The following is a 23,304-nucleotide window of genomic DNA, read 5'->3' as shown; positions in this document are numbered from 1 at the left end:
CGGCATAAATGAATAAAAAATGGTTGACAAGTGTAATAAAAGTTACTATAATGTATGAGTGTTAGTTGTTGTTGTTAATAATTTTTAAGTTATTGGGGTGTCGCCAAGTGGTAAGGCAATGGACTTTGACTCCATCATTCGTAGGTTCAAATCCTGCCATCCCAGCCATAAGGTTTACTAGCTCAGTTGGTAGAGCACATGACTTTTAATCATGGTGTCCGGGGTTCGATTCCCCGGTAAGCCACCATAAGTAGATATCCAAAATCTCTGATTTTGTGATAGTCACTTAGTTAACGACGCAAGGCGTTAACCTCATTAAATTATATATATGCAGGTGTGGCGAAATTGGCAGACGCACTAGACTTAGGATCTAGCGCTTTACGGCATGGGGGTTCGAGTCCCTTCACCTGCACCAATTGTAATATGGCTTGAGTTTGCAAGTCATATTTATTTTTGATTATATTAAATTAAATATTAAAAGTATTAAAAATATGGTGTAAGGTTACTATATTTTTAATGCTTTTAATATTTTGCATGTATATATAAAATGATTTTTTCATGTATGATTACATGAATTGGTTATATTTAGGAGAGTTGATTATGGAAATTAGTAAATTTATTTTACCAAAAATAGAAGATGATTCTTCTTATCAAATAAAACTTATTCCAGACAAAGTTTTAAATAAAATGACAGATTATATAATTGTATCATTTAATGATTTAATTAATTGTAATTTGTCGTTTAAGAAAAATATAAATAGACAAATTATAGACAATCAGTATTCTTTAACTAGAGATGAATTGAAAAGATATATAAACTTTTTAAATAAGATAAATAATAGGTTTATGAATAATGAACACATAGAGTATAAAGAGTTTATCATTAAAAATGGAGAAAAAATAGTAATTAATTCTCTAAATCAAGATTGTGTAAAAATGTGTTCAATAAAGAATAATGTAGATAAGCAAAATAGAAATTTTTTTGTGCTGTTTAAAGATGAGTTCACAACATATATAAAGGTATTAAAGCAAGTTTATTTTGGAAATAAACCAAAAATTAAATATGATAGTGAAATTTTCTTGAATCCTATTACAAAGAAGGAACGTGATGAAATTTACCTGGAAGCACTGTATGTGTTTGCAAATGGGGCATTAGATTTAAAAGACAAGAGAAGATTTGAAGCTATAAGCAGCGAAATAAAAAGTTTAGATAAAGTATCGTAAATTTACAAAAGCTTGTTGAACAACCAATATTGTTATTCAACAAGCTATATTTTTATGTATAAGTTTTAAAGATCATAATATTACTTTACTTTAATTTGTCCATCTTCAATAAATTCATTAGCAACCCATCTTGCTACTTTACCAGTGATTGTGATACAATGATTTTTTCTTTCTTGACTTTTGAAGTTATCTCCAGCCCATTCTCTTGTTATAACTCTGCAGCAAGTTGACTTGTATTCATCTTTAATGTAGTCGTGAAGGGCCTTAGATTTTTTAAACATCTTTTCATTCATGGACTGACCTTTAACTTTGCCATATACCATGCCTAAAGTCATTTGCCCACCTGAAACGGCACCACATAAACATCCTGACTTACCCATTCCTATAGGAAATCCACTTGCCAGCTTAACTATGTTATTATCATATGGCTTTCCTAATAATTCGTTGATTGTTTGTACTACTGACTCGCTGCAAAAAAATGTACCGCTTCTGAAAAGTTCTTCAGCATTAGCTTGAACCTTGTCAAGAAGTTCTTCTTTGGTCAATTCACTTTTATTTATTAAAGACATTTAATGAATCAATTTTTAAAAAAGTATCCAGTACCTATAGTAGGACTTATTTTAGGACTAGCAGCATCAGGAAATCTTGTGCAGTCACATGGAGAGGTATACCATAGTATATTTGGAATAATAGCATTAATACTATTTACTTTAATAATAGCAAAGATTATAAAATATCCTAAGAGTGCAGCTGAAAAACTAAATAATCCCGTTGTAGCTAACACATTTCCAACACTTTCAATGAGCATCATGTTAATGGCAACTTACCTTAAAGAATATGCAGCATCATTAGCTTTTACAGTGTGGATTGCAGGACTTATAATACATATTTTATTAATACTGTGGTTTACGAAGAAATTTGTACTTGATTTTAATATTGAGAAAGTGTTTTCATCTTGGTTTATCGTCTACGTTGGTATAGTTTTTGCTAGTGTAACAGGTCCTGTTTTTGGAATGGCGAATGTAGGTCGAGTAATATTTTGGTTTGGATTTATAACTTATTTAGTACTTTTGCCAGTGGTTATTTACAGAGTTATAAAGTTTAAGAAAATACCAGAAGAAGCATTACCAACACTAGCTATATTTGCAGCACCAGCAAGCTTGCTCTTGGCAGGATATATGAATTCATTTAAAGTTAAAAATATGATAATGTTTTGGCTGCTAATTACATTATCAATTATAATGTATTCGGTAGTTATAATTATGTTATTTAAGCTTTTAAGGTTAAAATTTTATCCAAGTTATTCGGGATTTACATTTCCACTTGTTATAAGTGCTATGGCAATGAAGCTTGTAAATGGATTCTTAAATAAGTCTGGACAAGCTATTTTATCACTGAAATATTTAGCAAAATTTCAAGAAGCAGCAGGAGTTTTAATAACATTATATGTGCTAGTTAGATATATCCAATTTCTTATTCCAAAAGATAATATATCTTAAACATAGGACAAAGGACAAAAGCAAAGGACAAAAGCAGAGGACATAGGACAGAGGACATAGGACAGAGAAGGAGGATTTTTCTCAGCTAAGCTTACGAAAAATCTTTAATTAAATTTTTTATAGCTCGTTTCGCTAAAGCGAAACATTGCTAACTTATATAAATTTAAAGATTTTTTTGCGTTGGCAAAAAAATCAACCTTCATTGTCCTCTGTCCTATGTTTTTAAAAGGGTATTGCTTTTTATGTATATACTGTATATACTTATCATATACAGTATATACATAAAATATTAAGGGGTAATAAATATGAATATTTTAATATCTAATTCCTCTAATAAACCAATTTACGAACAGATAAAAGAACAGATAAAGGCATTAATTATAAGGGGAGATATTGATCAAGGAGAAAGCCTTCCTTCTATAAGAAATCTTGCTAAAGAACTTCAGATAAGTGTTATTACAACTAAAAGAGCTTATGAAGAACTTGAGAGGGAAGGATTTATTGAAACTGTGCCTGGAAAAGGAAGCTTTGTTTCAGCACAAAACAAGGAGATTTTAAAAGAGAGGAAAATGAAGATGATAGAGGAAAAACTTCAAGATGTGGTTGATGAGAGCATAGCCATGGATATTTCATTAGAGGAAATTATAGAAGTTCTTAAGGTTTTATATAACAATTAGGTTTGCAAATGGTTAAATTATTTAAACTTATAAATGGAGGTAGTTATAATGGATAATATTTTAGAAATAAGAAATTTGAGAAAAGAATATGATAATTTTACTTTAAAGGACATAAATTTTACTCTTCCAAAGGGATATATAATGGGATTTATAGGACCAAATGGTGCAGGAAAAAGTACAACTATAAAGCTCATAATGAATTTAGTCAAAAAAACAAGTGGTGAAATAAAATTATTTGGCATGGACAATGAAAAGTATGAAAGAGAAGTAAAAAATAGAATAGGTTTTGTATATGATGAAAACTACTATTATGATGAACTTACAATTTATGAAATGAGGAAAATAATAAGACCTTTTTATTCTAAATGGGATGATAGTGTTTTCAATAATTATATAAATCAATTTGGATTAAATTTAAAAGATAAGATAAAAAAACTTTCCAAGGGAATGAAAACTAAATTTGCACTTGCTATGGCTTTAAGCCATAATGCTGAGCTTATAATAATGGATGAGCCAACAGCAGGACTTGATCCAATCTTTAGAAGAGAAATTTTGGACATATTATATGAATTGATACAAGATGAAAAAAAGAGTATATTTTTTTCTACTCATATAACTACTGATTTAGAAAAGATTGCAGATTATATAACATTTATAAATAATGGAAAAATAGTTTTTTCAAAAGAAAAAGATGTTGTTATGGATGAATATGCAATTGTCAAAGGATCCCTTGACATGTTAAATGAAGATTCTAAAAGACAATTCATAGGTATTAGAAAAAATAAATTTGGATTTGAAGCCCTAACTAGTAATAAGGATGATATTAGAAGGACATATAAAGATAAGGTTTTAGTTGAAAAAGCAAGTTTAGAGGATATCATGTTTTTTACTACTTTAAAGGGGGAATAAGAGATGCTTAATCTCATATTGAAGGACTTAATGTATCAAAAAACTTCAATTAGAAGTATTGTCATAATAATGTTTATTTTATTTTGCTTTCAAAGTCAATTGAGAACAGATGGAATATATTTTTTAATGAGTTTTGCACTTGTATATGTAATAGTGGAAGGTGCAGGAAGAGTTGAAGGATTTAGGAAGGCAAATAATATTACCAACTCTCTCCCTGTAACTAGAAAACAAATAGTGATTTCAAGATATATTGAAGTACTTATCTTACAAGTTGTTGTGGTGTTTTTTTGTTATGTACTATCATTCTTATTAAGCATTTTTGGAAATTTTAATGTGATTTCATTTAATAAGCTACTTTTTGCTTTTGAATTTGTAAGCATTATTATGTGTTTTAATTTACTCATAAATTTCTCTTTAAAGTACAGAGTTTCTCAATTAGCTGCAGCAATCTTATATATTATAATTTGGACTAGTAGTTTTACATTCTTTTTAAAGAGTTCAGAACAAGATTTTAATAATGTAGATAAGATCATAAATTTTTTAGGCTTCAATTACTTTGAAATTCAACCTGCAGCTGCAGCATTTACTACTATATTTTTTATAGTATGTATCTTGTTATCTATTAAATTTTATGAAAAAAAGGATATTTAAAAAAATATTATGTTGAACATGAATTTTGGGGGTGAGAAAAATGATAAATTTAATAAATAAAGAATTGATTCTTGTAAGAAAGTCATTATATATATTTACATTGATTTTAGCTGTATGTGTGTATATAGTATATAAAGCAAGTAAATTCAATAATTTAGGATATGGTTTCATAGTGCTTTTTATGGGATATCTAAGTTTTTTAATTATGGAAAGGTATAAGAAGAGAAAAAATGATTACATGATAATAAACAGTTTACCAGTCCATAGAAACTTGGTAGTACTGTCTAATTACTTGATGATGATAATCTACACTTTATTTTTTTATTTAGTTATGGCTGTAGAAACTCTATTATTGAAAGTTATAGGAATTAAAGGATACAATTTAACAAGTCCATGGGTTTTAATTGTTCCATTGAGTTGTCTTTTAATTTATTTTGCAATTATAAATCCATTTGAAATAAAGGAAAGTAAGTTTATAGAAAGTGTAAAATTAGTAACATATATATTATTATTTTTAATACCTCAAATTATAAAAAAGATTTCTGAAACAGTTATCGGGGGAAAAATTATTGGATTTTTAACTAGACCGGATTTGATTTATACAATTATGACAGCATTTTTTATAGTTGGTTTAGTAAGTTACACTATATCTTATTTAGTATCTTTAAAATTGTATAGGAATTTTGATTTTTAACTAAATTTATAATGGAAAAATTTCAAAAAATAAATTGTTAGCTGGGACTTGACACAAACTTTTAATGCTGGTTTATTGATATAATAGATGTTAATGGTAAAATAAATATATAATTTGTGTACAATAAGGAGCTAAACTAATGAAGCAAAATTTAAGAAATACTATATTCAATATACTCATGATAGCTGTATCTATAATTTTAATTGCAGTGGTAACTCATTTTACTAAGGACTTGTCTATAAAATCAATAATGATATTAATATTTGTCTATTACCCTTGTATATCTTTTATTTTAGGAATTGTATCTAATAAACTTAAAATTAATAAAATAGTTATGCTAATATCTGTTCCGATAGTATATATAGCAAATATGATTATAAATTTTGATTCTACAGGATTTGCTTATATACCATTTTATTTTGGATTTGCAGCTGTTGCGATATTTTATAAAAAATAAGTTAAAATTAAGAACCTCCAGAAAACCATATTGGAATCTGGAGGCCTTTTTTATAATAATTTTTGAGCAAGTTCTTTTAAAGATTTCAATTTACTTTCAGCATCAATAAATGTTGAGTCATACTTTTCTTGTACTATTTTAAAATAATCTATAAAATCTTGCTGTTTTTCCTTACTTATGTTAAATTGACCGGCAATTGCATTTAAAAATCTTATCTCTTCTTTATCAAAACTTCCATCTATTAAGGCTAAGCCAATAAGTTCAAGATATACTATGTTTTTAATTCTGCTTGTGGAATTTTTAAAATGTTCAATAACCTTATCAAATGATAAATCAGGAATTTCTTCATCTTTAAGTGAAAGCTCAACTATGTAGTCATTGATCAAACTTTTTTCATTTTTAGCGAACAAGTTATCTGATTTAGCCAGCAGTTCAACTAGATTTATAAAAGCAATAGACTCTTTTTTATTCAATTCATTTAAAAACATCCTCTGATCCTCCTTTAAAGTTAACAAGAGATATATTAATTTTTTTGTTTATATTTTTCTAATTCTGAATCAAGATCTGGTTCATTTAATTTTTCAAATTCCTTATCGAAAAAGTCATCCTTTTTTAAATCTTCTAATCCTTCAGCTATGGATTCCTTCTTTTGAATTTTTCTTTCTATATCGTCTAAACTTATTTTATTATTTCCCGTATTTACATCAGCTAAAATTTCATTAACTTTTTTACTAGCTTCCGCATTATTATATCTTGCAGTGGCTTCATCTCTGTAAGTTCTTGTTTTTTCAATTTCGTGTTCAAGCTCTGATAATTTTTGCTTTATAGTTTCAGCTTTTTTTACAGCAACCTCATGACTTGCTTTTAATGAATCATAACTTTTATCAGCTTCAATTTTTTTAGCAAGTGCTTTTTTAGCAAGATCTTCATTACCTTTGCTTAAAGCTAATTTTACTTTATTATCAAAGTCCTCAGAAGCTTTTTTTGCAGCATTCATTTTCTTTTCTATTTCATGAACATTACCTAATATTTGTGCAGAAGAAAGTTTTGCCTTGTTAAAACTTTCTTCCATATCTCTAACCTTTTGATTTAAAAGCTCTACTGGATTTTCAACATTATCTAATGCATTATTTGCCTTTGCCCTAAAAATATTTGATACTCTTTTGAATACTCCCATAAATTTATCCTCCTAAAAATTAATTTATATATTTTTAAATAATTTATTTAACGAATCTTATGAACTTATTATATAGTTATACATACCATATAACAATTTTCAAAAAAACACATTTAGAGTGATTTTAAACAAGTTAATTAAAATAAAATCCCAAATCACTTGATATCTCAAGATTTCTCAATTTTTGTTCAAAAATAACTTAATATTACATTAACTTCTGATTTTGAATGTGAAGTGTAGAGTTTCTGACTCAAAACTTAACTCATACTCCGGGATATATTTGCAAACTTCAGCACGTTAAAAAGTTTTAACAGCTCTAAGCTTGTATTTTGAAAATTTAAGTAGATTATATAAACTCGCAAGCTCAGACAATATATAACCTACTAAGATTTTTTAAAATACTTCACTAAGAGCTGTAAAAAACTTTTTAAATGTGCTTTCATTTTGCAAATATATCCCTGCGTATGAGTTAAGTTTTAAGTTAAAAGCAATGTATGGTTGTTTTAATTTGTAAGTTAAGCTGCAATTTAGAAACCATATATAGGAATACATTGAGAGCTGTTTATGGGTAAAATTATTTGCTAAGTGTGTACTTTTGATTTTTTAAACAGAAAGTTAGTCTATAAATTTTGCAATTTCATCAATACTTTTACGTACTTTATTACGTATATTTTTATCAGCAGAGTATCCAATACTTATTACAAGTCTAATTCTCTTTGAATTTGGTATACTGAGTAATTCTTTAAGCTTTTTTTCATTGAACCATCCCATGATACAAGTTGATAATCCCTGCTCTGTAGCTGCTAGGCATAATTGACAAACTGCGATACCTATATCAACTGATGCATAGTCTTGATTTTTAATTGAACCACCAATTCTAGCTTTTATATCAGTTTTTTCTTGAAGCACAATGATAAATGCTGGACATTTTTCTGTAAACTTGTTCATAACGACGTCTTGAATGCATTTTGCAACTTTTGATGAAATTTCTCTGTTGTTTACAACTATGAATCTCCAAGGTTGACCATTACAAGCAGAAGGGGCAATTCTAGCTGCTTCTATACATGAAATCAATTTTTCTTTTTCTACAGTTTTATCTGTATAATTTCTACAGCTTTCACGCTGCTTTATCAAATTAAAATAATCGGTCATTATAACACATCCTTACATATAAATTTAAAGATTCTTTTGCGTTAGCAAAAAATCAACCTTCATTGTCCTCTGTCCTTTGACTCCTTTATAATAGTATAGTGAAATTTTGTCAAGCAGCATAAAATTATAATTAGCTTTTTAAATTATTTTATATTAATTTAGTAAAATGAGTATAATAACGTATATAATCTAGTTTGAGAGGAAAAAAATATGGAGGAAAATTATAAAAATCTTAAAATTGCTGAAAGAGGAGCACAATTAGGTCTTATAGTCTACATTGTTTTAACTATATTTAAATTGACAGTTGGTTATTTTTCAAAATCAGAAGCACTTATTGCAGATGGATTTAATAATTCAACAGATATAATTGCATCTATATCCATTATAATAGGGCTTAAAATATCTAGAAAACCTGCTGATGAAGATCATGCTTATGGACACTTAAGGGCAGAGACAATAGCTTCCTTAATTGCATCTTTGATAATGATAGCTGTTAGCCTTGAGGTTATCTACAGCGGAATTCATTCAGTAATATTTTTTAAGAAAAAAGCTCCAGATATGATAGCAGCAATAGTTGCTATTATTTGTGCATTAGCTATATATATTGTATACCGTTATAATATGAAAGTTTCAATTAAAGTTAGAAGTTCTGCTTTAAAAGCAGCGGCTAAAGATAATCTCTCGGATGCATTTGTAGGTATAGGTACTGCTCTTGGAATTATAGCTTCACAATTTGGGTTTCCATGGATAGATCCACTTGCAGCAATAGTTGTAGGAATATTAATATTTAAAACAGGCTTTAGTATTTTTAAAGAAGCTTCTCATAATTTAACTGATGGTTTTGACAAAAATGAATTAGATGGTATAATTTCAAAAATAAAAAAAGTTAGAGGTGTAAATAAAATAAAAGATATTAAGGCAAGAGTTCATGGAAATAGTATTTTACTTGATGTTATCATATCTGTTGATCCCAACTTAACTGTAATCAAAAGTCATAAAATTACAGAGGAAATAGAAACAATGTTAGCCAAAGAATTTAAAATAAAATATGCAATAGTTCATGTTGAACCTGATTTAAATTTATAAATGATGAATGTAAATCAGGTTCATTATTTATATAAAATTTGATACTAAATACTTGAAAATAAGGGAATAATCAAGTTAAGTGAGATACCAAAAAAGCTAATTTGTGGTATAATAATTTAAATTAATGGACAAAGAGAGGGATACGCAATGGCAAAGATATATATAAATCCAACTATTTATACTGCGAAACCAGAAGATTCTAGATTATCTAAGGAGATGGCAGTTTATGACTTGTTAGAGAAGCTTAATATATCGTATAGTCGTATAGATCATGATGAAGCAGCAAGTATTGAGGATTGTCATGATATAGAAAAGCTTTTGGGCACTGATATTTGTAAAAATTTATTTCTATGCAACAGCCAAAAAACTAAATTTTACTTGCTTATGATGCCTGGAGATAAAAAATTCAAGACAAAAGAATTATCATCTCAAATTCAATCTTCACGTCTGTCGTTTGGACCAGCAGAGTATATGGAAAAATATCTTGATATTACACCAGGATCCGTGAGTGTTATGGGACTTATGAACGATACAGAACATAACGTAGAGCTTTTAATTGATGAAGATATAATAAAGGAAAAATATTTAGGATGTCATCCTTGTATTAATACTTCAAGTCTTAAGATTATTACAAAAGACATTATAGATAAGTTTCTTCCATATACAGGACATACTCCAAGGTATGTGCAGTTAATAGGAGAATAGGCATATTTATATAATTGTTTTACATAAATATTTCCCGAGAAAAGATGAAATACTGTCCTTAAACTTTCTTAGCAAAATAGATTTAGCTGATCTTTTTATAAATATTTTTCTTCTATATGAAGATACTATTCTTGAAAATACAGAATATAGGAGGAGTTAATATGAATTTTCCAACATCTTTTCCCAAACAACATCAAAATAGGCATCCAGGATTTGAATATGAGATGAATCCAGCGCCAATATATGATGATCCTGTTTATAATAAGAAGGGCGACCTTTTAAAAGGAAAGAGTGCAATAATTACAGGAGGTGACAGCGGTATAGGTAGAGCCATCTCTGCGGCATATGCAAATCAGGGTGCTGACATAGCAATTGTATATTTAAATGAACATAGAGATGCTGAAGAAACTAAAAAAATTGTGGAAGGCAAAGGTGCAAGATGCATCCTTATACCAGGAGACATAAGTGATGTAAATTTTTGCAATAGTGTTATGCAAAAAACTATTGATGCATATGGAAAGATAGATATACTAGTTAACAATGCTGCAGTTCAGTATGAATGTAAAGATTTGAAACAACTTAAAGATGACCAATTTGATAGAACTTTTAAAGTTAATGCATATGGGACATTTTATATGACTAGGGCTGCAATGCAGCATTTAAAGAGTGGAGCAAGTATAATAAATACAGCTTCAATAGTTGCTTTTAGGGGCAGTCCTGATTTGGTAGATTATTCAATGACAAAAGGTGCTGTAGTAGCCTTTACAAGATCACTATCTACTGCACTTGCAAATGCTAAAACAGGTATAAGGGTAAATGCAGTTGCACCAGGAGCAACATGGACACCGTTAGTACCATCCTGCTTTAATGAAGAAGAAACTTCGAAGTTTGGAATGGACACTCCTATAGGAAGGGCAGGTCAACCTGTAGAATGTTCAGGAGCTTATGTATTTTTAGCTTCAGAAAATGCATCTTGTATTACAGGGCAAACTATACATGTAAATGGTGGAGAAATAGTAAATGCATAGGGATATAATGTGTTTAGCAAAGTTACTGCCTTGACAAGAGTTCTAATAAAAATTATTGTATAAATACATGCAAATTTAATGAAAATGTGGTATTGGTACTAATATTAAGAAAAGAGGGAAAGTAAATGAAAAATCCTATAGTTACAATTAAAATGGAAGATGAAAAGTTGATAAAAATAGAACTTTATCCAGATGCTGCACCAAATACGGTAAATAATTTTATATCATTAGTTAAAAAAGGTTTTTATAATGGTACAATTTTTCATAGGGTTATACCAGGATTTATGATTCAAGGAGGAGATCCTGAAGGTACAGGAATGGGAGGACCAGGTTATTCAATTAAAGGTGAATTTTCATCAAATGGCTTTGAAAACAATTTAAGACATGAAAAAGGAGTAATTTCCATGGCTAGAACAATGGATCCTGATTCTGCTGGATCACAATTCTTTATAATGGCAGATGACGCAGCTCACCTTGATGGACAATATGCTGCTTTTGGAAAGGTTATAGAGGGAATTGAAGAAGTAGATAAAATAGTGTCACAAAAAAGAGATTATAATGATAAACCTTATGAAGATCAAAATATGAAGAGTGTAACTGTAGAAACTTTTGGTGAAGGGTATGAAGAACCACAAAAAAATAGTTGATTAAACTAGTGTTATTTACATAGCAAAACATACAGAAAAAAAGTATATAAATAATTTAATTACAACAATTTACATTTTATATTATATTAAATTTAGAAAAGTTAGAGGAGCTGCCTTAAAATAAAAATTTTAAGGCAGCTCCTCTAACTTTTGTGGCATATTATGGAAAACAAAAATATTATTTTTTATTAAAAAATGACAAAATATTGAAATTAATAGGTATATAATAATGGTATAAATAATAAAGGTAGGGGTGAGAAAGTCTATTGATTATTTACCTTGATGTTTTGATTCTTGAAAATTTAATAGTAAACTTTTTTCTACTATATGTAACCGCACGAACTTTAAAAATAGAAATTAAATTTGTATATATATTTATTTCAGCTTTAATTGGAGCAATGTACACAATTGTATTAGTTTATCCTTCTTTAGTTAAATTGTCATCTATTTTATTTAAACTTTTGGTTGCATTAGCAATGGTATTTATAGCCTTTAGGAGCAAAAAAATAAAACTAAATTTAAAAATTTTAAGTATATTTATCTTATATTCAATGATACTTGCAGGTATTTGTATGTTCTTAGAATATAATACTCCTGATTATGGAAATTACTTTTTCATTGCAAATTTTTCTTATAAAAAACTTATGATTTCACTTATGTTAGCTTATATATTTGCCGATAGAATACTAATTTATGTTAAGGATAAAAAAGATTTGAATAAATTTATATACAGCGTAGACATTGTACTAAATAATAGCAAAAAGACAATTAAAGCTTTTTTAGATACTGGAAATGAATTAAGAGAACCTGCTACAAATTTGCCTGTAATAGTAGTTGAAAAGTCAATTTTCAAGGATATTGATTTAAAGATGTATGATAAGTTTTATATACCTTATAGGGTAGTTAACGGACAAGAAGGTATGATGAAGGGGATTAAGCCCAAGTATGTAGTTATATATGAAACAAATAAGTATGAAAAAAGAGAAGCTATAATTGCATTTTGCGATCAAAAGTTAAGTGAATTTAATGAGTACAATGCACTTCTTTCGAGAAGTTTGACATTTTAGTGCTATACGAAGATGTAAAAGGAGATGTAAGCTTTGATACTAAAATTAAAAATTATTCTTAATAGAATATTTACAAAATTAAGAATTTTCGTTAAAGATATTTACTATATAGGAAGAAATGATGCTCTGCCGCCCCCACTTAGTAAAAAAGAAGAGGATGATTTAGTTACTAAACTTGTTTCTGGAGAAGAAAAAGTTAGATCTACCCTTATAGAAAGAAATTTAAGATTAGTTGTTTACATAGCTAGAAAATTTGAAAATACAGGCGTTAATGTTGAGGATTTAGTTTCGGTAGGAACTATAGGACTTATAAAAGCTGTAAACACTTTTGATCCAGAAAAGAAAATCAAACTTGCTACATATGCTTCAAGGTGTATAGAAAACGAAATACTTATGTATTTGAGAAGAAATAGTAAGGTAAAAGCAGAAATATCATTTTATGAACCGTTAAATGTGGACTGGGATGGAAATGAATTGTTGTTATCAGATATTTTAGGTACAGATAATGATGTGGTCTACAGTTTAATTGAAGATGAAGTTGATAAACAGCTTCTGATGATAGCTATGAGAAAACTAAGTGATAGGGAAAAAGAAATTGTAAATTTGAGATTTGGTTTAAATGGCAAAACTGAAAAAACACAAAAAGAAGTAGCAGATATGCTTGGTATATCACAATCATATATTTCAAGACTTGAAAAGAGAATAATAAAAAGATTGAAGAAGGAAATAAATAAAATGTTATAGGATTGTCTTTAGTATAAAATCTTGCTCCTTAGGAAACAATTTAAATGCTATCTATTATAAAGGGGCGATACTTTATGATAATTAATAAAGTTGAAATTTGTGGAGTAAACACAGCAAAGTTACCAGTTTTAAAAGAAAAAGAGATGAAGAAACTTTTAATTCAAATGAAAAATGGAGATGATAATGCCAGGGATACTTTTATTAAAGGAAACTTAAGATTAGTACTTAGTGTTATTCAAAGGTTTAACAATAGGGGAGAAAATGTAGATGACTTATTTCAAGTTGGATGTATAGGACTTATAAAGTCTATAGATAACTTCGATTTAAGCCAAAATGTTAAATTTTCCACTTATGCTGTACCAATGATAATAGGAGAGATAAAAAGATATCTAAGGGATAACAACTCAATAAGAGTAAGCAGATCATTAAGGGATATTGCTTACAGATCCCTGCAAGCTAGAGATAAGTTAGTAAATAAAAATAACAAGGAGCCAACTATATCACAGATAGCTAAAGAACTTGAAGTTCCAAGAGAGGAAGTGGTTTTTGCATTAGATGCTATTCAAGATCCAGTATCGCTATTTGAACCCATATATCATGACGGTGGAGATGCAATATATGTGATGGATCAAATAAGTGATAATAAAAATGCTGATGATAGCTGGCTGCAAAACATAGCAATTAAAGAAGCAATGAAAAAATTAAATGATAGAGAAAAACTAATATTAAATTTGAGGTTTTTCGATGGTAGAACACAAATGGAAGTTGCAGATGAAATAGGAATATCCCAGGCACAAGTTTCCAGACTTGAAAAAACAGCTTTAAGACATATGAGGAAGTATGTGTAATTATATTATTTATAAGATTTATTTTTAACCTGAAATAAGTATAAAAATATTTATTTCAGGTTTCTCTATTTCATATTATTAAAATATTTCATCAAAGATCATTTGCATACATATAATATAAAGATGAAAATAATTGATTGAGATAATTTTAGAGGGGATGAATAATATGGAAGAAGATGAGAGTTTATATTCTATAGTCAATTTGAAAGCTATGGAAATAATAGATATAAACACAGGCACTAAAATGGGACTTATAAAAGATTTTAAGGTAGACTGTGAACAAAATAAAATTATATCAATAATAATACCATCAGGCAAGATGTCCTGGTTTGGAAAAAGCGATGATATAGAAATTCCATGGGAAAATATAAGAAAGATAGGAGTAGATGTTATATTAGTTGATGGAGAAGACTTTATAATAAATAATAAATAAATGTACTGATGACCCAGTCCTTATTTGTATGCAATTATTATACCATTTATTTTTCTACTATGTTAAAATATATAACAAAAGATAATTGCATAAGAATAGGATGGTGACTTATGATAAAACTTATAGCAACGGATATGGATGGTACATTAATAAATGACAATGGTAAAATAAATGAGAAAGTATTTGATCTAATATCTAGGCTTAGTAAGAAAAATATAAAATTTGCAGTAGCTAGTGGAAGGTTTTATTCCCAGCTTGCGGTAAATTTTAAAAATGTTAAAGATGATATTATATTTATAACGCAAAATGGAGCATTTATAAGATATAACCATGATGGCAAAGTTATTTATTCAAAAAGCATTCCGAAAGAAAATGTTAAGAAAATGACAGATTTAAAACCTAATTTAGGTGAGATAATGATGCTGTCGGCAGAAAATGAAGCACATGTAGTGAACCCATCACAGTATATCATGGATGTTTTTGGTAGAGTTAATGTTCCGGTAGTAAAGTTAAATTCCTTTAGTGAAATGAATAAGCCGGTATATAAGATAACATATCACATGCCTAATGGTGTAACTCAAGACATGATCAATTATTTAAAGGAAAATATAAGTGATGATCTTGAGTTTGTTGTATCTGGTGATAAGTGGATAGACATAATGAATAAGGGGACAAGTAAAGGAAGGGCCATAAAGGTTATTCAAGAAAAGTTTAATATAGATCCTAAAAACACTATGGTTTTTGGCGATTATTATAATGACTTATCTATGTTTAAAGTTGCACATTACAGTTATGCCATGGGAAATGCTCCGGAAGATGTGAAGAAAAGAGCTAATTTTGTGGCTAAAAGCAATAACGAAGATGGTGTATACAATGTCTTAAAGATGTATGCATAGCTGCAGCAAATACCACATGATGATAAATTTTCAAGTTTAAAGTTAAAATTGCGGCTGATAATGGAAAAAAAGTATATGCAAACATAAATATATAGATGTATTTTATTGATTGTTACTGGTAATGCAGGCAGGACCTATAACATTTTTGTTATGGTTTTGCCTTTTTAACACCAATAAATATAATTTCTAAATCTACAATTTATATTTCAAAATATTATGGTAATAACATATTGTGGAACGTTAGGAATTGTTTGTGTATTGAAAAGCAGCCTCATTAAATATATACTTTAAAAAAAGTATGTATGGGACTTTATGAAAATGTAAATCTACTTTACGTACATTATCATCAATATTATCTAAAGATATATTGCAAATTTGAAAGGGGAAATTTTGATGAGATTTTTTGTAACGTCTAGAGATATTGGAATAGATTTAGGAACTTCAAATACTTTGGTTTATGTAAAAGGGAAAGGTATTCTGTTAAATGAACCGTCAGCTGCAGCTGTAGATAATACAAATGGGAAAGTCTTAGCTGTTGGGTTAGAGGCTAAGAATATGATAGGCAGAACACCAAAAAATATTGATACTATTAGACCATTAAGAGATGGAGTAATTGCTAACTTTGATGTCGCTCAACAAATGCTTAAAAAATTTATTAAAAAGGTTGATGGTAAGGGTGCTTTTAAAAACTTTAAAGTTGTAATTTGCCATCCTTCAGAAATTACGGATGTTGAAAAGAAATCAATTAATCAGGCAGTAACTGAAATAGGAGCACACAAAATTATGACGATTGAAGAGCCTATAGCTGCAGCTATAGGAGCTGGTTTGCCTGTAGATGAGCCAGTTGGCAGCATGATTATTGATATAGGTGGAGGTACTACTGAGGCGGCAGTTGTTTCACTTGGAGGTATTGTTACTAGTAAGAGTATAAAAGCTGCAGGAGATAAGCTGGATGAAACAATTATTAACTACATAAAAAGAAAATTTAATGTAACCATAGGGGAAAGAACAGCAGAAGATATTAAAATACAGCTGGGTTCTGCATATAAAGATGATGATGATGAAGAAACTATGGAAGTGATGGGCAGTGACTCAATGGCTGGATTTCCAAAGGTTATTACCATAACAGGAAGTGAAATAAGAGAAGCTTTGAAAGAACCAGTATCGCTCATAGTTGAAGCAATTAAAACTACACTTGAACAAACTCCGCCGGAACTTGCAGCGGATATAATGGATAAAGGGATAGTACTTTCAGGCGGCGGTTCACTTTTAAAAGGTTTGGATAAGCTTATACAAAGTGAAATACATATACATACGTGCATTGCAGAAAATCCACTTGAGTGTGTTGTTCTTGGTGCAGGAAAGTGCCTAGATATGATGGATAAGGTACAATAGATACTACAAATTTTTCACAAACAGTGTATAATATATACAGAGGAATATATTTATTTAGAAGGACGTGAATAAATGTGAAATGCCCTTACTGTGGTTATAGTGAAAGCAAAGTAGTTGATTCAAGATCTACTGAAGATAATATGGCAATTAGAAGAAGAAGAGAATGTTTAAAATGTAATAAGAGATATACTACCTATGAAAAAATTGAAAACATACCTGTTTTAGTTATAAAGAAAAATATGGATAGGGAGTATTTTGACAGAAATAAAATAATAAATGGGCTTATAAAAGCTTGCCAAAAAAGACCTGTTTCTAGAAAGCAAATTGAAGATGTAGCTTACAATATAGAAAAGAGCATAAGTAATAATATGATAACAGAAATTAGCTCAAAAGACATAGGTGAAATGATAATGGAAAGTTTAAAGGATCTAGATGAAATTTCATATGTTAGATTTGCTTCAGTTTATAGGCAATTTAAAGATGTAAATACATTTATGGAAGAAATAAAGAATTTAATTGCAAAAAAATAAGTGGAATACTTGATGTATGCCATTTATTTTTTTTTGCTAAATCTAAGTTAAGATAGTTAAATATTATGGTGATAATATGATATGCATATGAAAAAATGTTAAAATATGATTAAGACTAGAATAGATAGAGGAGATTAGTATGAAGGATGTATTAATAGATGGGTATAAGTTTATAAGTATACCTTTTGAAAAGGCAGAAATGATATTTTCTACAGCTGAAAATAATTTAGACTTTGATAGAAAAAAGGAAATAGGAATCAAAAATATACAAAATATAAAAAAGTGGTTTGGTGTAAAAGAAGTTGGATTTTTGAACCAAATTCATAGTGACAAAATTATAGATTACGATGGTAAACGTCATGAGGCAGATGCTTTTATTACAAATAAAAGGAATGCAGCAGTAGGTGTTTTTACTGCGGACTGTGTTTCAGTTCTTTTGTATGATAAAGTAAGTCAAGTTATAGCAGCAGTTCACAGCGGCTGGAGAGGTACTTTAAGCTGCGTAGTGTACAAGACAATTGAAAAGATGGAAAGAGAATACAGCTGTAAGGGAGAAGATATTACAGCTGTTATTGGTCCTCATATTCATGAATGCTGCTATGAAGTAAGCGAAGAATTAATTGAGAAATTTACCAATACACCTATTTATAAAAATGTTAATATACACAAAGGGAGACATTTAAATATGCAAAATTGTATAGTACATCAATTGGAGTTAAAGAAAGTTAAAGATATAAGAAACTTAAATATATGTACTTTTTGTTCAAAAGATTATAAGACACATTCATATAGAAAAAATCAAGATGGAAGGATGTTTTCTTTTATATTTTTAAAATAATTGATAAGGCTAGGTCAAGAAAGCAAGGTGGAACGGGATTAGGGCTTGCAATAGTCAGGCACATAGTTATCTTATTTAATGGCAGCATAGAAGTAAAGAGTGAACCAAAAACGGGAAGCAAGTTTATTATATCAATACCAATAATAAAAAATGAAGAAATGTAATTTTGAAAATATGTTTAAGTATTTTAACTGCTTAAACATATTTTTATTTTATATGAGAAATACTATAACAAGCAATGCTTTTGTTAAATTTAATTAACATACGTATAACAATGCGTTAACCTTGAAAGTTTATCATAATATTTGTGATCGAAATAGGAGGTTTTATGTAATGAAAAAAAACAATCTTAGGATTATTGTAGGGGCATTATTTGTAATGATAATTTCTGGAATGTTTGTTGGGTGTGGACAAAGTAATACTCAGTCAAATTCAGGAAGTAATAAAAATGGGTTTTCAGGTTCAATAACTGCAGCCGGTTCAACTGCACTGCAGCCGTTAGTTGAACAAACAAGTAAAAAGTTTAATGAAAAGAATCCAAATGCATCAGTGAATGTTCAAGGAGGGGGAAGTGGAACTGGTTTAAAATTAGTTGAAGAAGGAAGTGTTGATATAGGTAATTCCGATATTTTTGCAGAAAAAAGTTTGGATGCAGCAAAGGCGAAGGAACCTGTAGATCATAAAGTATGTGCTGTAGGCTTTGCGGTTGTAGTTAATAAAGATGTAAAAGTTGATAGCTTAACAAAAGACCAAATTCAAAAAATATTTATAGGTCAAATTACTAACTGGAAAGATGTTGGTGGGGACGACTTAGCTATAAATGTTATAAATAGGGCAAAGTCATCTGGAACAAGAGCTGCTTTTAAGAATACTGTAATGGGTGGAAAGGATGAAAAGGAAGGTATTGGAACTATTCAAGATTCAAATGGAAATGTTGAAAAAGCAATACAATCAACAAAAGGTTCTATAAGCTATTTATCACTAACTTATTTGAGCGATGAAGTTAAGAAAAGCGTAAAACCACTAAAGATTGATGGTATTGAAGCTAATAAGGAAAATATAATTTCAAATAAATATCCATTCTGGTCTTATGAACATATGTACACTAAAGGTGAAGCTAAAGATTTATCAAAGGCATTTATAGATTATATGATGAGTGATGAAAATAAGTCTCTAATTGAAAAGTTAGGATATATTCCATCTTCAGATATAAAAAAATAAAAAATTCTAGACTGACTGCTCTAGAGCAGCCAGCCTTTTATACATAAGTTAAGAATAAATAAGGAGTATGTATAATGATAAACAGCATAAATAATAAAAGTGTAATGATAAAGAGCATAAATAATAAAAATATATGGAAAAAGTTTAAAAATGAATATATTGGTAAAGGCTATTCCATGGTTTGCGGTTTTATAATAGTTGCACTGACTTTAAGTATAATAGCATTCTTAGGATTTAAAGGAATACAGACTTTTACTAAAGATGGGTACTCAATTTGGCAATTTTTATTTACGTCAAGATGGGTTCCAGATAGTTCAAATCCTAAATTAGGTGCATTTATATTTATAGCTGGATCAACATTTGTTTCAATAGGTGCGGTTATATTGAGTGCACCTATTGGTATTGCCCTTGCTATTTTTATGCACTATATATCCCCCAGGATTGGAAAGAAAATACTGCAGCCAGCTTTAGAATTATTTGTTGGAATACCATCAGTTGTATATGGGTGGATAGGATTTAGTGTTTTACTCCCATTTTTAAAGAAAAATTTTGGCGGAATAGGATTTAGTCTGCTGGCTGGCATATTGGTGTTGAGCATTATGATACTTCCAACCATAGCTAGTTTATCATCAGATGCTGTTAAAATTATTCCAAAAAATTATTTGGAAGCGTCTTTTGGACTTGGAGCTACAAGATGGCAAACTATAAGTAAAGTAATAGTACCTGCTGCTAAAAGTGGTATTTTAACTGGGATAGTATTGGGACTTGCAAGAGCTTTTGGAGAAGCACTTGCAGTACAAATGGTTATAGGTAATTCTATTAAGTTTCCAAATAATTTAATGAGTCCTACATCTACTTTAACAAGTATTTTAACTATGGATATGGGAAATACGGCATCTGGAACAGTATGGAATGATGCACTGTGGTCTCTTGCACTGCTGCTTTTAGTAATATCATTTATATTTATTTTAATTATAAGGGCTATTGAAAAAAGAGGTGAATTTAAGTAGATGAATGCTAAATTAAAAGATAAGATATGGACAGGAGTTATTTATCTTGTATTTATATTTGTCATAACACTTCTTGCATCGTTAATAGGATATATATTATTTAAAGGAAGAGGCTGTTTGAATTCTTCTTTCTTATTTGGAAATCCTAAGATAGGGGAAGCAGGAGGTGGAATTGCACCCCAACTATTTAATTCCTTTTATATGCTTATAATATCACTTTTAATTACAATACCACTTGGAGTAGGAGCAGGAATATATCTTGCAGAATATGCTAAACAAGGAGTCATACTAAACATAATAAGATTATGTATAGAAACTATGGCGTCACTTCCATCAATTGTAGTGGGGTTATTTGGACTCTTAGTTTTTGTAAATATGACTAAATGGGGATTCACTTTACTTTCTGGAGCACTTGCTATAGCAGTTTTAAATTTACCTTCTCTTACAAGGGTAAGTGAAAATGCGATAAGGGCATCTTCAGAAGCTGTCAAGGAAGCAAGTTTGGGACTTGGAGCTACAACGTGGCAAACTATTCAAAAAGTTATATTGCCTTCAGCACTGCCTCAAATTTTAACAGGAATTATTTTGGCAGCTGGTAGAATTTTTGGAGAAGCAGCGGCACTTTTATATACAGCAGGTATGAGTGCTCCAATACTTCATTTTAACACTGCAGATTTAGTTGAAAAATCATCTCCTTTTAGTGTAATGAGACCTGCAGAAACTCTATCAGTATATATATGGAAGCTTAATTCAGAAGGTATTGTACCAGATGCATCAGCAATAGCTAACAAAGCTTCAGCCGTTTTAATAATAATGGTTTTAGTTTTTAATATTGCTGCAAGAATTTTATGTAAAAAAATATACAAATCATATGCTGGAAAGGATTAGGGGGGATAGCTTTTAATGGGTATAATAGAAGTTAAAAATCTCAATTTGTATTATGGAAATACACAAGCTCTAAAAAACATAAATTTGAATATACATAAAAATGCTGTTACAGCTTTGATAGGTCCATCTGGATGCGGAAAATCTACTTTTCTTAGAACTCTAAATAGAATGAATGATTTAATTGAATCAGTTAAAATTGAAGGAAACGTACTATTTGAATCTTCAAATATATATGAAAACTATGATGTCATAGAATTACGCAAAAGAGTGGGGATGGTGTTTCAAAAACCTAATCCCTTTCCAATGTCAATATATGATAATATAACTTATGGACCTAAAATACATGGAATTAAGAATAAAAAAAGGCTTAATGAAATTGTAGAAAGCAGCTTAAAAGATGCAGCTATTTGGGATGAAGTGAAGGACAGATTAGATAAAAATGCATTAGGACTTTCAGGAGGTCAGCAGCAGAGATTATGCATAGCAAGAACTCTTGCTGTAGAGCCTGAGGTACTACTTATGGATGAGCCAACTTCAGCTCTTGATCCAATATCTACATTGAAAATTGAAGAGCTTATGGATGAACTTAAGAAAAAGTATACCATAATTATAGTAACACATAACATGCAGCAAGCTGGAAGGATATCAGATTATACAGCATTTTTTTTGAATGGTGAAGTTGTAGAGTATGACAAAACGGAAAACATATTTTATAAACCAATGGATAAGGGAACAGAAGATTATATAACTGGAAGATTTGGTTAAATTAATTGAAATAAAAGAGGTGATGTACTATGACAAGAATAGGATTTGATTCTGCACTTGAAGATCTAAATAACGATTTGCTTAGAATGGAAAGTATAGTTGAAAAACAGTTATATCAATCTATACAATCATTGATTAAACAAGATGATAAACTTGCAGATAAAATAATTAAAAATGATGATTTAGTTGACGACCTTCAAAAAGAAATAGAAAACAAATGCATAAGACTTATAGCTAAGGAACAACCACTTGCTACAGATTTGAGAACTATATTTACAACTATCAAAATAGTTACGGATATAGAGAGGATGGCAGATTATGCAGTTGACATAGCTAAGATTACAAAGAAGTTAAAAGGTGAAAAGTATATAAAGAACTTAGTAGATATACAAAAGATATCTCAACTAGTAATAGATATGATAAGAATATCACTTGATTCGTATGTATCAAAAAATGTAGATGAAGCATACAGAGCATGTAAAATGGATGATGAAGTAGATGAGTTTTATAGAAATGTATTCACAGAAATGTTAGTTACAATGTCAAGTGACAAATCAAACATAAATCAAATAACTCAATTACTATTCGTATGTAAGTATTTAGAAAGAGTAGGAGATCATGTTACAAATATATGTGAATGGACTATATACGTTGTAACTGGAAAATTAACGGATTTAAATGAATAATGGTGTTTTTTATGAAAATTTAAGTTGATTTTAAGATATAATATTAATAATGTAAAGTTACTTAACTACTGCTATTT

At 29.2% G+C, this 23,304-nt stretch carries 28 protein-coding genes, 3 tRNA genes and 1 pseudogene; 28 read left to right on the top strand and 4 right to left on the bottom strand.

The features are described 5' to 3' along the window. The first annotated feature begins 93 nt into the window (after positions 1–93). From EBB51_RS08945 to EBB51_RS08930, 4 genes are all read left to right on the top strand, one after another. Positions 94–168: transfer RNA gene (locus tag EBB51_RS08945), tRNA-Gln, on the top strand. Between the two features lie 3 nt (positions 169–171). Next, positions 172–247: transfer RNA gene (locus EBB51_RS08940), tRNA-Lys, on the top strand. Between the two features lie 83 nt (positions 248–330). Next, positions 331–415 (top strand) — tRNA-Leu (locus EBB51_RS08935). Between the two features lie 185 nt (positions 416–600). After that, a complete protein-coding gene (locus EBB51_RS08930; RefSeq protein WP_123054156.1) occupies positions 601–1,224 on the top strand; it encodes a hypothetical protein in 624 nt (207 codons plus the stop codon). Positions 1,225–1,304: 80 nt separating this feature from the next. Here EBB51_RS08930 and EBB51_RS08925 read toward each other — a convergent pair whose 3' ends face one another. Then, positions 1,305–1,793 (bottom strand): C-GCAxxG-C-C family protein, encoded by a 489-nt coding sequence (locus tag EBB51_RS08925; RefSeq protein WP_123054155.1) that lies wholly within the window; start codon positions 1,791–1,793, stop codon positions 1,305–1,307. A gap of 3 nt (positions 1,794–1,796) precedes the next feature. Between EBB51_RS08925 and EBB51_RS08920 the strand changes: the two genes are divergently transcribed. The 6 genes from EBB51_RS08920 to EBB51_RS08895 all read left to right on the top strand — a co-directional run bounded on the left by EBB51_RS08920 (position 1,797) and on the right by EBB51_RS08895 (position 6,111). Next, positions 1,797–2,723, top strand: coding sequence for a TDT family transporter (locus EBB51_RS08920; RefSeq protein WP_123054154.1), 927 nt, complete (start codon positions 1,797–1,799; stop codon positions 2,721–2,723). Between the two features lie 305 nt (positions 2,724–3,028). Beyond that, the gene (locus tag EBB51_RS08915) at positions 3,029–3,400 is read left to right on the top strand and encodes a GntR family transcriptional regulator (RefSeq protein WP_123054153.1); all 372 of its coding nucleotides are present in this window, start codon (positions 3,029–3,031) and stop codon (positions 3,398–3,400) included. Positions 3,401–3,448: 48 nt separating this feature from the next. After that, the gene (locus EBB51_RS08910; RefSeq protein WP_123054152.1) at positions 3,449–4,309 is read left to right on the top strand and encodes an ABC transporter ATP-binding protein; all 861 of its coding nucleotides are present in this window, start codon (positions 3,449–3,451) and stop codon (positions 4,307–4,309) included. 3 nt (positions 4,310–4,312) lie between these two features. Beyond that, on the top strand, positions 4,313–4,960 hold the full coding sequence (locus tag EBB51_RS08905; RefSeq protein ID WP_123054151.1) for an ABC-2 transporter permease: 648 nt from the start codon (positions 4,313–4,315) through the stop codon (positions 4,958–4,960). A gap of 40 nt (positions 4,961–5,000) precedes the next feature. Continuing rightward, entirely contained in the window at positions 5,001–5,654 is a 654-nt protein-coding gene (locus EBB51_RS08900) for an ABC-2 transporter permease (RefSeq protein WP_123054150.1), read from the top strand. A 139-nt stretch (positions 5,655–5,793) separates the two neighbouring features. After that, on the top strand, positions 5,794–6,111 hold the full coding sequence (locus tag EBB51_RS08895) for a hypothetical protein (RefSeq protein ID WP_123054149.1): 318 nt from the start codon (positions 5,794–5,796) through the stop codon (positions 6,109–6,111). 50 nt (positions 6,112–6,161) lie between these two features. Here the strand turns inward: EBB51_RS08895 and EBB51_RS08890 are convergent, their stop codons facing one another. From EBB51_RS08890 to EBB51_RS08880, 3 genes are all read right to left on the bottom strand, one after another. Further along, on the bottom strand, positions 6,162–6,599 hold the full coding sequence (locus tag EBB51_RS08890; protein WP_123054148.1) for a hypothetical protein: 438 nt from the start codon (positions 6,597–6,599) through the stop codon (positions 6,162–6,164). Positions 6,600–6,634: 35 nt separating this feature from the next. Further along, positions 6,635–7,288 (bottom strand): PspA/IM30 family protein, encoded by a 654-nt coding sequence (locus tag EBB51_RS08885; protein WP_123054147.1) that lies wholly within the window; start codon positions 7,286–7,288, stop codon positions 6,635–6,637. Positions 7,289–7,903: 615 nt separating this feature from the next. Next, complete coding sequence (locus tag EBB51_RS08880) at positions 7,904–8,440, bottom strand: nitroreductase family protein (protein ID WP_123054146.1); 537 nt, start codon at positions 8,438–8,440, stop codon at positions 7,904–7,906. A 210-nt stretch (positions 8,441–8,650) separates the two neighbouring features. Here EBB51_RS08880 and EBB51_RS08875 point away from each other — a divergent pair, with 210 nt between their 5' ends. The 18 genes and pseudogenes from EBB51_RS08875 to phoU all read left to right on the top strand — a co-directional run bounded on the left by EBB51_RS08875 (position 8,651) and on the right by phoU (position 23,227). Further along, the gene (locus EBB51_RS08875; protein WP_123054145.1) at positions 8,651–9,526 is read left to right on the top strand and encodes a cation diffusion facilitator family transporter; all 876 of its coding nucleotides are present in this window, start codon (positions 8,651–8,653) and stop codon (positions 9,524–9,526) included. A gap of 147 nt (positions 9,527–9,673) precedes the next feature. Further along, complete coding sequence (locus tag EBB51_RS08870) at positions 9,674–10,231, top strand: prolyl-tRNA synthetase associated domain-containing protein (protein WP_123054144.1); 558 nt, start codon at positions 9,674–9,676, stop codon at positions 10,229–10,231. A 161-nt stretch (positions 10,232–10,392) separates the two neighbouring features. Then, positions 10,393–11,259, top strand: coding sequence for an SDR family oxidoreductase (locus EBB51_RS08865; RefSeq protein ID WP_123054143.1), 867 nt, complete (start codon positions 10,393–10,395; stop codon positions 11,257–11,259). A gap of 125 nt (positions 11,260–11,384) precedes the next feature. After that, positions 11,385–11,906 carry a peptidylprolyl isomerase gene (locus tag EBB51_RS08860; protein WP_123054142.1) on the top strand — a complete coding sequence of 174 codons (522 nt, stop codon included), beginning with the start codon at positions 11,385–11,387 and terminating at the stop codon, positions 11,904–11,906. Positions 11,907–12,172: 266 nt separating this feature from the next. After that, complete coding sequence (spoIIGA, locus tag EBB51_RS08855) at positions 12,173–12,973, top strand: sigma-E processing peptidase SpoIIGA (RefSeq protein ID WP_123054141.1); 801 nt, start codon at positions 12,173–12,175, stop codon at positions 12,971–12,973. 36 nt (positions 12,974–13,009) lie between these two features. Then, entirely contained in the window at positions 13,010–13,717 is a 708-nt protein-coding gene (sigE, locus tag EBB51_RS08850) for an RNA polymerase sporulation sigma factor SigE (protein ID WP_123055025.1), read from the top strand. Positions 13,718–13,791: 74 nt separating this feature from the next. Next, entirely contained in the window at positions 13,792–14,565 is a 774-nt protein-coding gene (sigG, locus tag EBB51_RS08845) for an RNA polymerase sporulation sigma factor SigG (protein ID WP_123054140.1), read from the top strand. 166 nt (positions 14,566–14,731) lie between these two features. Further along, positions 14,732–14,998, top strand: a complete 267-nt coding sequence (locus tag EBB51_RS08840) for a YlmC/YmxH family sporulation protein (protein WP_123054139.1) — start codon at positions 14,732–14,734, stop codon at positions 14,996–14,998. A gap of 110 nt (positions 14,999–15,108) precedes the next feature. After that, a complete protein-coding gene (locus tag EBB51_RS08835) occupies positions 15,109–15,894 on the top strand; it encodes an HAD family hydrolase (protein WP_123054138.1) in 786 nt (261 codons plus the stop codon). Between the two features lie 393 nt (positions 15,895–16,287). Continuing rightward, positions 16,288–17,289, top strand: a complete 1,002-nt coding sequence (locus EBB51_RS08830; RefSeq protein WP_123054137.1) for a rod shape-determining protein — start codon at positions 16,288–16,290, stop codon at positions 17,287–17,289. A 74-nt stretch (positions 17,290–17,363) separates the two neighbouring features. Continuing rightward, positions 17,364–17,819: a transcriptional regulator NrdR gene (nrdR, locus tag EBB51_RS08825; RefSeq protein ID WP_123054136.1), complete on the top strand. Its 456-nt coding sequence runs from the start codon at positions 17,364–17,366 to the stop codon at positions 17,817–17,819. A gap of 139 nt (positions 17,820–17,958) precedes the next feature. Next, positions 17,959–18,657, top strand: a complete 699-nt coding sequence (gene pgeF, locus EBB51_RS08820; RefSeq protein WP_123054135.1) for a peptidoglycan editing factor PgeF — start codon at positions 17,959–17,961, stop codon at positions 18,655–18,657. Continuing rightward, a pseudogene (locus EBB51_RS08815) lies at positions 18,657–18,821 on the top strand (ATP-binding protein); the annotation flags it as partial. The gene pgeF and the pseudogene EBB51_RS08815, both read left to right, overlap by 1 nt. A 169-nt stretch (positions 18,822–18,990) precedes the next feature. Continuing rightward, positions 18,991–19,878, top strand: coding sequence for a phosphate ABC transporter substrate-binding protein (locus tag EBB51_RS08810; RefSeq protein WP_123054134.1), 888 nt, complete (start codon positions 18,991–18,993; stop codon positions 19,876–19,878). A gap of 74 nt (positions 19,879–19,952) precedes the next feature. Next, complete coding sequence (gene pstC, locus EBB51_RS08805; RefSeq protein WP_243103814.1) at positions 19,953–20,888, top strand: phosphate ABC transporter permease subunit PstC; 936 nt, start codon at positions 19,953–19,955, stop codon at positions 20,886–20,888. Continuing rightward, positions 20,889–21,776: a phosphate ABC transporter permease PstA gene (gene pstA / locus EBB51_RS08800; RefSeq protein ID WP_123054133.1), complete on the top strand. Its 888-nt coding sequence runs from the start codon at positions 20,889–20,891 to the stop codon at positions 21,774–21,776. It abuts the gene before it with no gap. A 15-nt stretch (positions 21,777–21,791) separates the two neighbouring features. Continuing rightward, the gene (gene pstB / locus EBB51_RS08795) at positions 21,792–22,541 is read left to right on the top strand and encodes a phosphate ABC transporter ATP-binding protein PstB (protein ID WP_123054132.1); all 750 of its coding nucleotides are present in this window, start codon (positions 21,792–21,794) and stop codon (positions 22,539–22,541) included. 29 nt (positions 22,542–22,570) lie between these two features. Next, positions 22,571–23,227, top strand: coding sequence for a phosphate signaling complex protein PhoU (gene phoU, locus EBB51_RS08790; RefSeq protein ID WP_123054131.1), 657 nt, complete (start codon positions 22,571–22,573; stop codon positions 23,225–23,227). Positions 23,228–23,304 lie beyond the last annotated feature (77 nt).

Origin of the sequence: Clostridium sp. JN-1, from assembly GCF_003718715.1 — a bacterium.
Taxonomy (GTDB): domain Bacteria; phylum Bacillota; class Clostridia; order Clostridiales; family Clostridiaceae; genus Clostridium_AV.
Note: the sequence above shows the minus strand (reverse complement) of the source record. Positions and strands in the feature narration are given on the sequence as shown.